Below are 10,090 nucleotides of genomic sequence, written 5' to 3'. Positions count from 1 at the left end.
CTCTGGAGTTATCTAAATTAGGCTCAATACTTGGTAGTTTTCTACGGGTGTTTGGTTTAAGTATTGCCGCAAGGATAGATAATTGTAAGGTGTGTCGCGGAACTAAGAATCCCCGCACTTATAGGGCGGGGAGTGTCAATTCGTAGAGGTGCAACAGAGCGGGTGTAGCAACATTTGTTGTACTCCCCTAGGCTTTTTGTTTTTAGCCATAACCTTGCTAGGCTGTTGTTGTCTCTATTATGATAGTAGTGAAACCCACCCCTACACACTCAACACTCAACACTTCCCCACATCCCCCATCCCCTCCTCAACCAGATTAGGTGCTGGCGCGTTATCGTGTGAGTAGTTCATCGGAGAAAATGAGCTGTGCCTGAGCCTTACCTCATGAGTTGGTACTCAGGGTTTGATAGAGTTAATTAGCAATGAGTGCTATGACTGAATCCGTCCTTCATCAACTTACGATTAAGTCCCCCGATCGCTCCCAAGCCAGGGATCGTAACCGCCGCCTTGTTTGGAAAATCGCGATCGCTACATTGCTGTTGATGGCAATAGGAAGTGCGACGCGGGTGATGAATGCTGGACTCGCTTGTCCCGATTGGCCCCTGTGCTACGGACAGTTAGTGCCAAGTCAGCAAATGAATTTTCAAGTCTTTTTGGAATGGTTCCATCGCCTCGATGCTGCATTAATTGGCGTCAGTACGATCGCCCTAATGGGTTTGTCGTGGTGGGATCGCCGTTTTTTACCCAAGTGGCTACCTTGGGCAACAACCTTTGCCTTTGGTTTAATTGTGTTTCAAGGTGTCTTGGGTGGCTTAACGGTTACCGAACTGTTACGGTTTGATATTGTGACGGCTCACTTGGGTACAGCCTTGTTGTTTTTCTCAACCTTACTGATAATTGGTACATCCCTCATGCCTTACAAGGGTACAGGAGCGGTTGGACGCTTACCGTGGCTGGGTTTGACGGCAGCTATTTTGGTTTACTTACAAAGCTTGTTGGGGGGTTTGGTTGCTTCCCGTTGGGCATTACATCAATGTTTTGGCGCTTCTCAACTTTGCACCGTGATGAATAGTCACATTGCGGGTGTAGTCCCAGCTACGTTAGCCACCTTGACTCTTGTCATTGTGGCATGGCGCACACCTGCCCTCCATCCCCTGTTGCGACAGTTAGCCAATTTGGCTGGTGGATTAGTCATTTTACAGATTCTTCTGGGAGTGGCGACGTTCTGGTTACACCTACAGGTTGAACCCCTAACCGTGTCCCATCAAGCCGTAGGTGCGGCATTACTAGGAGATTTGCTTGTCTTTACCGTTTTGGCATTACGCGATCGCACCACTGGGCTAGCCGTGGAAAATTCCAGCCTATAGCCTTGAGGAAGTCTCCTTATGCCCCTACAGCATAAAAGTGACGATTGTGTCAAAGTGTACGTAGTGTTTCAACAAAAAGGAATTGGTGTTCAATGATTGGGACAACTGTATCCCGTCAACATGACAACGTTCGGCAAGTGATTCAGAGCTACTACCAACTCACAAAACCTCGTATCATTCCCCTGCTGTTGATTACGACAGCCGCCGGGATGTGGATGGCATCTGAGGGGCAAGTTGATCCCTTTTTGCTACTCATTACCCTGCTTGGAGGAACCTTAGCCGCTGCTTCGGCTCAATCCCTCAACTGCATTTATGATCGTGATATCGATTATGAGATGCTACGCACCCGTAACCGTCCAATTCCCTCAGGGCGGATACAGACTCGTGATGCCTTGTTATTTGCCTTCGCCTTAGCCTCGGCATCGTTTACCCTATTGGTTGTATTTGCCAATCTTCTAGCTGCATTATTGGCAATGTCGGGTATTGTATTCTACATGGGGATTTACACCCACTTACTCAAACGCCATACACCCCAGAACATTGTGATTGGCGGTGCTGCAGGTGCGATTCCAGCGCTGGTGGGTTGGGCGGCGGTGACGGGAGAGTTGAGTTTACCCGCCTGGTTACTGTTTGCTGTCGTTTTTTTGTGGACTCCTCCCCATTTCTGGGCGCTGGCTTTGATGATTCGCGAGGATTACGCCAAAGTCGGAATTCCCATGTTACCTGTAGTAGCAGGTGAAGAGTCTACAACCCGTCAAATCTGGGTTTACACGTTGTTAGTTGTCCCCGCGTCGCTGTTATTCATTTATCCGTTAGAGGTATCGGGTGTCGTTTATGGCGCGATCGCGCTGTTGTTGGGGAGTATTTTTCTGCAAAAAGCGTGGCAGTTATTACAAAACCCAACCAGTAACCAACTGGCTCGAGGACTGTTTAAATACTCTATTCTGTACATGATGCTTTTGTGTACTGGCATCGTGGTTGATAGTTTACCGATCACCCAGCAACTCTCGACAGCTTTAGCTGACAATTTACAAACTTTTGTGAGTTCTATCCCGTTTTTGCCGTTTCCGGTTTAAGGAAATTATCCAACTGTGGTAGAGACGTTCCACGCCTTACGTCTCTACTACCTGAACGGGTTGGTGAGATACTTGAATAAGCCCCATTATTTTTCTGCCAAACAACGATAAAGTTTATATTTATATTCACCAGCCCATGACCCAGATAAGTGATCCCGAAAACAATGCTGCGCGTCTAAATCAACCTTAGTCCGAAAATCCACTAACCATAAATCGAAGGGGCGTGACAGTTCAGTTAAGGTTTTTTGCAAGAGTGCGATCGCGTCTGTATAGGTTCTCTTTTGGGGATCGCGATCGGCTAGGAAGAATTGAACCGAACCATTCCTATCCGATAACTGTTTAAATTCCCAAGCTAACCCCATCAGTCGTCCGGTTTGTCCATGATGCTTGTGAGTGGTGGCAATGAATATGGGAGATTGAGAAGCGTCTTGAATTACGGGTGCAAGTAAATCGGGACGGTGATTTTGTAAGTATCCTACATTCCCAATTGCAGTAAATCCTCCGATTAATCCCATCAGCCAAATCATTGCCACAATTGCTTTGCTATGCTTTATCCCCGAAGCTGGATCGAACGTCTCCTGCTGCCAAACTCCAGCGAGTATCCCGGCGAATACCAGGATCACAGCCGGAAAGTAAAAAAACTGAAACCGTGCCCCTAGGGTTAAGTCCATACCTAAACCGTAGGTGATGCCAAAGACTAAAGCAATCGCACTCACTAAATATACCCTGAAAACCTGCAAAGCTAAACGGCGATCAGGAAAATGCTGTTGAAGTTTCCAACCATTACTAAGTTTCGGTATTAGGCTAACGGTAAATAACACCGTCACGATACCAGACAAGACAACAATCCCAATCGGCAAAATAGTTGTGGCGGTAGGAAGCAACAGGATCATACTCAGCCCCCATATTAACAGCCGCCCGATGGGTGCTAACCATTCACCGGTTAAATCCCCGTCAGCTATCCAGGCTGTGGGTTCGCTACCGTAGATACTGTATAAAGCCGGTAGCCAGACTAAACAGCCGATAAGCGTTCCTACCGAAACCCCATAGATACGCCGCCAATGCTTCCGCGCCAAAATCTGAGGATCTTTTCTTCCCTGTTGCCAAGCCTGCGTCAACAGCACCACCCCTTGAGCACAGAGGGTTAAGCTGAAAAAATAATGGGTGGCGATTCCCAAACTATTGACACCCACCCACACTAATCCCATTCCTACTGATAACGGTTCCTCACGGTGGATACCCTGAATTGCCACAACTAAACAGGATAAAGACGCAATCACCCATAAAATCGCCAAGGTGTAGTGACGTGCATCTTGGGCGAGAAAAATCCCATAAGGTGAAACCGCCATCATTGCGGCGGCGATTTGACCGACTAACCGAGAACCAAACGCCAGATACCCCAAACCGAATAGGCTAGGAATAGCAGCAATTCCCAACAATGCTGAGAGCGATCGCGCCCCCCATAATGATACCAATCCGTCATCGGTGGGAAAGAACTTTATCCACCAATGGGTTAGGACAAAATAAATGGGTGGATGGGTACTTTCTTGGATTAAATGGTTGACAACTGAACTAATATCTGCATCAACTATAGGGTGCAAAGGAGAGAGCAAGACATCCGCACCAATCCATTGATTCAGTGGCACGGTTTGAAAACTGTTACCTAAACTAAAGACCATCGTGGCACATTCATCTGTCCACGGGGGTAGAGACAAAAGACGACTCAAGCGCAGGATTGTACCCAGGGCTATCCATAACATCAGTAGCCCCAAGTGCAACCAACGTTGTTGTTTAGAGTTCATGGTTGATGGTTCACGGCAAAGAAGCTAGTGCCGAGGTGGAAAACAAAAAGCGATACCTGACAAGAATGTCTCGATATCGCGCTTTGGCTTAGGATTTCAAGCGAAGAAGATCAGGCGATCTATGGGCTATGGCATTTCTACTGTGGCTAGGCTACTCAGGGGACTCAGTAGGAGACTCAGTAGGAGACTCTGTGGCTTCTCCACCGCCTGGTTCAGTATCGTTTACGCCTGGGTCATTTTGGCAAGCGCCCAAAGTAGCTCCCAAAGCCAACACCAGCAGCAAACTCAGTAATTTTTTAGTCATACACTCCCCCTTTTGTTAAGGTCTGCGTCAAATTAGACGTTACGTTAGCTTACTATAACTTTATAGTTTTAACACGACTACTTGTTTTTTTCCTTAATCCAACTAGAATCAACCCACTCTAACCGATCAGGGTTGGCACTTCGCTACACTGCGCTTACACGCCGCTTTACTTGCCTTGAGAGTGAAGGAAGATGCCAAGATAGGCTGGAATGACATTCACCCGCTTACCTGACCTAGTTGTCGGAATGTTACTTATGATTCAGATAAATTCTGAAGAATTACGTAGTATGACTAAATTAGCTGCATAATTGTTAATATAGGGTTTTTTTGCGGTTTAGCCGATAAAATCAGGACAAGCCGTCAAGGTGGGTGCGGAGGATTGTTTAAGGAATGCATTGTGTTTTCTAATTTTTATCACGCTTTTCAATCGATCCAAGCTTGGATCAAGTATCCCCCAAGGCAAGCAGCACTAACCCAGAAAATCGTTGATCGTATCCGTAATTCCCTGGAATTGCAAGTTGTTGTGCAAACAGCCGTAGACGAAATTGCGGCGTTGCTTCGACTTGATTGTTGTAGTTTTTTCTGGTATTGGGAAGAACGGGAGCAAGTTGAGATTGTCTGCGAACGCCGTCAGCATGAGCATCAGCCTTCATATTTGGGAGAATATCCATTGGAATATTTTGGCACTCTAGCACGGGCGATCGCAGAAGGGAAAAGGATCGTTAATCACGGAACAGCGCACTTGACACCCACAGGACTACGATGGAGAATTCAACGGCTTTTACAGAAATCCTCTGCCAATCCCCCATCACTCGTCCCCTATCTCCCCCTCTGTGGATATAAGGCAAACTTATTGATCCCGGTCACAGGTAAAGAAAACGGAATTGGATTTATTGCTTGTCTTTGTGAACAACCCCGGTTTTGGGCAACTCCAGAAATTCAATTTTTAGAGTCGATAGCAGAATCCTTAGAAATTGGCATCCGTCAAGCCCAACTCTATGAACAAACCCAGAACCAAGCCATTCGGGAGCAGCTCGTTAATCATATTACTAGCCAAACTCGCCAGAGTTTTGACCCCCAGACCATATTAACGGAAGCAATTACCCAGATGTGGTCAGCGTTGGCAGTGGATCGATGCTTGGTGCATTTAGTGGAGGATTACCAGACTTCAGATGTACCATCTGTCAACCGAGAAACCCCAATCACTAGGAATAACAGCGATTCATTACACCAGAACCATCTCTATGAGGTGTATCGCCAACCCTTTGCCCCTTGCAAGGATACATTCAATCCCCATGGCCCGATTACACAGTGGATTATTCAGCACCGACAGGCTGTAGTGATTCCTGATGTAACCCAGGATGAGCGGATTGATGTAAACAACGAAGAATACCAACATGCCCAAATCAAATCCTCATTAGTGGTTCCGGTGCAAGCCCATGGAAAACTCTATGCCATTTTGTATCTCAATCAATGTGCTTACATTCGCTATTGGTCAAAACACGATCAAGAACTAGCACAAGCTGTTGCCGATCAGCTAGCAATTTCTCTACAACAGGCATATTTATATACCCGCACCCAGCAACAAGCGGCACATAATGCCATGCAAGCCCAAAAACTGGCAGAAATGATTGAAGAACTGCGACTGACCCAAGTCCAACTGATTCAGAGTGAAAAAATGTCCAGTTTAGGTAGAATGGTCGCTGGGGTGGCTCATGAAATTAATAATCCCATCAGTTTCATCTATGGCAATATTCCTTACCTAGAAAATTATGTTAATGACTTGCTGCGCTTAGTGCAAGCCTACCAAACTGAATATTCCAATCCCTCACCGACCCTCGAAAACATCTTAGAGGAGGTAGAAATTGATTTTTTAAGCAAGGACTTACCAAAAATTTTGCAATCCATGCAATCGGGAACCCAGCGAATCCAGGAAATCGTACAGTTATTACAGAGATTTTCGCGGCACAACGAAGCCTCGTTGAAACTGATCGATATCAACGCCGCTTTGGAAAACACATTATTAATCCTGCACAACCAATTTGTCAACAGGATCAAGATAGAGCGGTATTACGATAACCTCCCCCATGTTGAATGTTACCCTAAGCCCATCAATCAGGTATTTCTTAATCTTCTGACAAATGCCATTGAAGCGCTTGATCGTTCCCCTAATTCTGATAAAATAATAACCCTGCGAACGCAATGGCTACCCAGCATCCCTTCAGCGGAAGAGGATCGGGTAAAAATTAGTATAGCTGACAATGGTGCAGGGATTAATCCAGACATTGTATCGAGTATCTTTGAGCCATTTTTCACAACCAAAGCCGTTGGAGAAGGTAGAGGTTTGGGTTTAACCGTGAGCTATCAAACCATTGTCAACCAACACCAGGGTCAATTAGACGTGCGATCGCAACCCGGTCAAGGGACTGAGTTTATTTTGCAAATCCCAGTGCGTCATCCTCATGCTATCCAATCGAGTCCCTCGTCCTCTCAATCCCCCGATCCGGATTCTGATTTTTCACGGGAAGTCGCCCAAGCGAGTTTACAGGAAAGATAGGGGAGATTTGGAAGATGGGGGAGATGGGAAAACATAAAAGAAATTTCCCACTCAACAGTCAATAGCCAAGACTCTTGCACTCAAAACTCGGTTGGGACTCTCACGAGTCGCATCCTTTGTGAAGTAAGAAATGATAATAGTAAAGCCTGCTCCTACACAAAACTCAAAATGCAAATATCTGCCATAAGCTCATGAATGCTGTCTCTCGCTCTGTTCCAATTCAACGTCATTCCTCTCGCCAAGTTCCAGTTCACTCGAGGGTGCACTCATCTCGATCAAACCACTTGTCCCCCCTGAAGTCTAGAACCAGCCAGCAAAAAGTAGAACGGCTTAATACCTCACGAGAGCGGACTCCAGGCTGGCTGCGATCGCTGATGATCCTGCAACGCGGTTCAGATGTGATCACCGTGATCCTAGGTATTGCCACACTAACCATTTATTCCTGGACTGTATATACCCAGCAGCAGTGGACGCAAGAATACCGGAAATTGGGAACACTACAACGCAATGAACGTGACCTGACAACGACGAATGAAATCATCAAAGATCAACTTGCTCAACAAGCGGAACGCCCAGCTACAGGTTTGGTGACACCCACTACCGCCAATACCATTTTGCTCCCTCCGGCACCTCAGCGCCAATTCCGGGAATCTCCGAATCAGAAGCCTGAGCCAGAAACTTTGGCAAAGACTCCTTTGGGATACTAAGGTTGCAGGGGGATAGGGCGACAGGGGGGATAATATATTTATTGTGCCTAGCTAATCTCTAAACTTTAGTTGGGCAGGATGAGTAATCGAATGCAGAACTCAAAAATTAAAACCATGCCCTTAAGCAAAGGGAAGGAACCAAACCATGCCCTTAAGCCTAGCGTTGGGTCAAAACTTTTTCAACGTCCTGGGTTTAGATTGCTGTTAATTTGGGCAATCATGATGGCAGGGAGTTTTGGGCTTTTATTTAATCTATATCGGCTGCAAGTTGTCATCTCTCCCAGCTTGGAAGAAAAAGCACGGCAACAGCAGATGATTTATATGCGTCCGTTTATTCCCCGTCGTTCAATTGTTGACCGTAATGGCACTGTTTTGGCGGTGGATCGGCGAGTCTATACCCTTTATGTTCATCCCAAATTGTTTAAACTGCCTAAACAAAATATAGCCACTCAGATAGCGCCAATTCTGGATAATTCGTCTGCGGATTTGGAAATGCTATTTAACAAAAGAAATACGGGAATTCGAGTTAGCGGCTCATTAACTGAAGATGTGGCTAACAAAATCGCTCAATTAAGCTTGGATGGGATTGAACTGATTCCTAAATATTCTCGCCTTTATCCTCAGCAAGAGTTAGCTGCCGATGTGGTCGGGTATGTCAACGTTGATCATCAAGGTCAGGCAGGAATTGAGTATTCTCAGGAAAAATTATTAGAACGAGAAGTTCGCACGCTGCGAATGAGTCGGTCGGGTAATGGGACATTGATGCCTGATCATATTCCAGAAGGATTTCTCCACTCTGATGATCTGCGGTTGCAACTGACCCTAGATAGTCGCTTACAACGTGCTGCACGTTCTGCGCTCAAGCAAAAAATTAAGGAATTTAATGCCAAACGAGGTACTGTAATTGTTATGGATGCCCGGGATGGTTCCTTGTTAGCGTTGGTGTCAGAGCCAACCTATAACCCGAACCAATTCTATACCTCTGACATTAGTTTGTTTAAAAATTGGGCATTGGCAGATTTGTATGAACCGGGTTCCACGTTTAAGCCTTTGAATGTAGCGATCGCGCTGGAATCTGGGGCTGTTCGTCCGGATCAGGTATTCAACGATACAGGTTCGATTCAGATCGGTCGGTGGCCCATTTCTAACTATGACAAACAAGCTCGTGGCATGATCGATCCCGCGCAAATCCTGCAACATTCCAGCAACGTGGGAATGGTGCGGATGATGCAACAAATGAAGCCGGAGGTTTATTATGGTTGGTTAGAACGATTGGGATTGGGACAGAAACTGGAAACAGATTTGCCATTTGAAACCGCCGGACAGCTCAAAAACCAGCAAAAGTTTACCAGTTCCCCGATCGAACCAGCAACAACAGCGTTTGGTCAAGGCTTTTCCCTAACGCCGCTTCAACTTGTTCAACTCCATGCTACGTTAGCCAATGGGGGTAAGTTGGTTGTGCCTCATGTTGTACAGGGACTTTTTGATAGTCAAGGTCAGCTTTATTGGCAACCACGTCTGAGTGCGCCCCGCCCCATCTTCTCGCCCGCCACTTGCCAGAACGTTCTGGAAATGATGGAAACAGTAGTTAGCGAAGGAACGGGAAAAACGGCTGACATTCCAGGGTATCGAGTGGCGGGAAAGACGGGAACAGCTCAGAAAGCCAGTCCCACGGGGGGGTATTTTACTAATGCCAAAATTACCAGCTTTGTGGGAATTTTAAGTGTGGATTCTCCCCGTTATGTGGTGATGGCGGTGGTAGATGAACCGAAGGGAAATGCCTTTGGCTCTACGGTAGCTGCACCGATTGTTAAGTCAGTCATGGAAGCATTAATTGCGATCGAGCAGATTCCGCCAAGTCAGCCAACAATAGCGACAGAATGACTGTCATTTTGCCACGGCGATTAAAATCGCTGCTACACAAACAAAGTCCGCCTGCGCGGACTGGCTAATCACCTTGATGGGTCAGGGTTTCTTCACTTGTGCAGCAAGCCCTAAATAAGCAGCCACACAGTAGTCTGAGTAAGCAATTGCATGATTAGGGAGCGGTCAGAACGTGTTTCTTGAGAGTTCCTACGGATTGGATTCAGGAGGGCAAAGCCAGTCTATCCGATTGGGTCAGGTTCATCCAAGTAGCTTGACACTCCCCGCCCTATAAGTGCGGGGATTCTTAGTTCCGCGACACACCTTACAATTATCTATCCTTGCGGCAATACTTAAACCAAACACCCGTAGAAAACTACCAAGTATTGAGCCTAATTTAGATAACTCCAGAGG

At 46.4% G+C, this 10,090-nt stretch carries 7 protein-coding genes; 5 read left to right on the top strand and 2 right to left on the bottom strand.

What is annotated here, in order from left to right; genetic code table 11:
- Positions 1–431: 431 nt before the first annotated feature.
- Together RIM23_RS23790 and RIM23_RS23785 are read left to right on the top strand one after the other, a co-directional pair.
- The gene (locus RIM23_RS23790) at positions 432–1,367 is read left to right on the top strand and encodes a COX15/CtaA family protein (protein ID WP_446369946.1); all 936 of its coding nucleotides are present in this window, start codon (positions 432–434) and stop codon (positions 1,365–1,367) included.
- A 92-nt stretch (positions 1,368–1,459) separates the two neighbouring features.
- Entirely contained in the window at positions 1,460–2,443 is a 984-nt protein-coding gene (locus tag RIM23_RS23785) for a heme o synthase (RefSeq protein WP_446369944.1), read from the top strand.
- A gap of 86 nt (positions 2,444–2,529) precedes the next feature.
- Here RIM23_RS23785 and RIM23_RS23780 read toward each other — a convergent pair whose 3' ends face one another.
- Positions 2,530–4,245, bottom strand: a complete 1,716-nt coding sequence (locus tag RIM23_RS23780; protein ID WP_446369942.1) for a glycosyltransferase family 39 protein — start codon at positions 4,243–4,245, stop codon at positions 2,530–2,532.
- A 151-nt stretch (positions 4,246–4,396) separates the two neighbouring features.
- A complete protein-coding gene (locus RIM23_RS23775; RefSeq protein ID WP_446361774.1) occupies positions 4,397–4,549 on the bottom strand; it encodes a hypothetical protein in 153 nt (50 codons plus the stop codon).
- A 397-nt stretch (positions 4,550–4,946) separates the two neighbouring features.
- On the opposite strand from RIM23_RS23775, the gene RIM23_RS23770 reads away from it, so the two are divergent.
- The 3 genes from RIM23_RS23770 (at position 4,947) to RIM23_RS23760 (ending at position 9,697) form a co-directional block, all read left to right on the top strand.
- Positions 4,947–7,106 (top strand): GAF domain-containing sensor histidine kinase, encoded by a 2,160-nt coding sequence (locus RIM23_RS23770; protein WP_446369939.1) that lies wholly within the window; start codon positions 4,947–4,949, stop codon positions 7,104–7,106.
- Positions 7,107–7,390: 284 nt separating this feature from the next.
- Positions 7,391–7,813, top strand: a complete 423-nt coding sequence (locus RIM23_RS23765; RefSeq protein WP_446369937.1) for a hypothetical protein — start codon at positions 7,391–7,393, stop codon at positions 7,811–7,813.
- Between the two features lie 114 nt (positions 7,814–7,927).
- Complete coding sequence (locus tag RIM23_RS23760) at positions 7,928–9,697, top strand: peptidoglycan D,D-transpeptidase FtsI family protein (protein WP_446369935.1); 1,770 nt, start codon at positions 7,928–7,930, stop codon at positions 9,695–9,697.
- Positions 9,698–10,090 lie beyond the last annotated feature (393 nt).

This window comes from Coleofasciculus sp. G3-WIS-01 (genome assembly GCF_040223135.1).
Lineage (GTDB): Bacteria > Cyanobacteriota > Cyanobacteriia > Cyanobacteriales > Coleofasciculaceae > Coleofasciculus.
Note: the sequence above shows the minus strand (reverse complement) of the source record. Positions and strands in the feature narration are given on the sequence as shown.

Coding starts and splice junctions, on each gene's coding strand:
- RIM23_RS23780 (WP_446369942.1), bottom strand. CDS start 4,245: ATGAACTCTAAACAACAACGTTGGTTGCACTTGGGGCTACTGATGTTA.
- RIM23_RS23785 (WP_446369944.1), top strand. CDS start 1,460: ATGATTGGGACAACTGTATCCCGTCAACATGACAACGTTCGGCAAGTG.
- RIM23_RS23790 (WP_446369946.1), top strand. CDS start 432: ATGACTGAATCCGTCCTTCATCAACTTACGATTAAGTCCCCCGATCGC.
- RIM23_RS23760 (WP_446369935.1), top strand. CDS start 7,928: ATGCCCTTAAGCAAAGGGAAGGAACCAAACCATGCCCTTAAGCCTAGC.
- RIM23_RS23775 (WP_446361774.1), bottom strand. CDS start 4,549: ATGACTAAAAAATTACTGAGTTTGCTGCTGGTGTTGGCTTTGGGAGCT.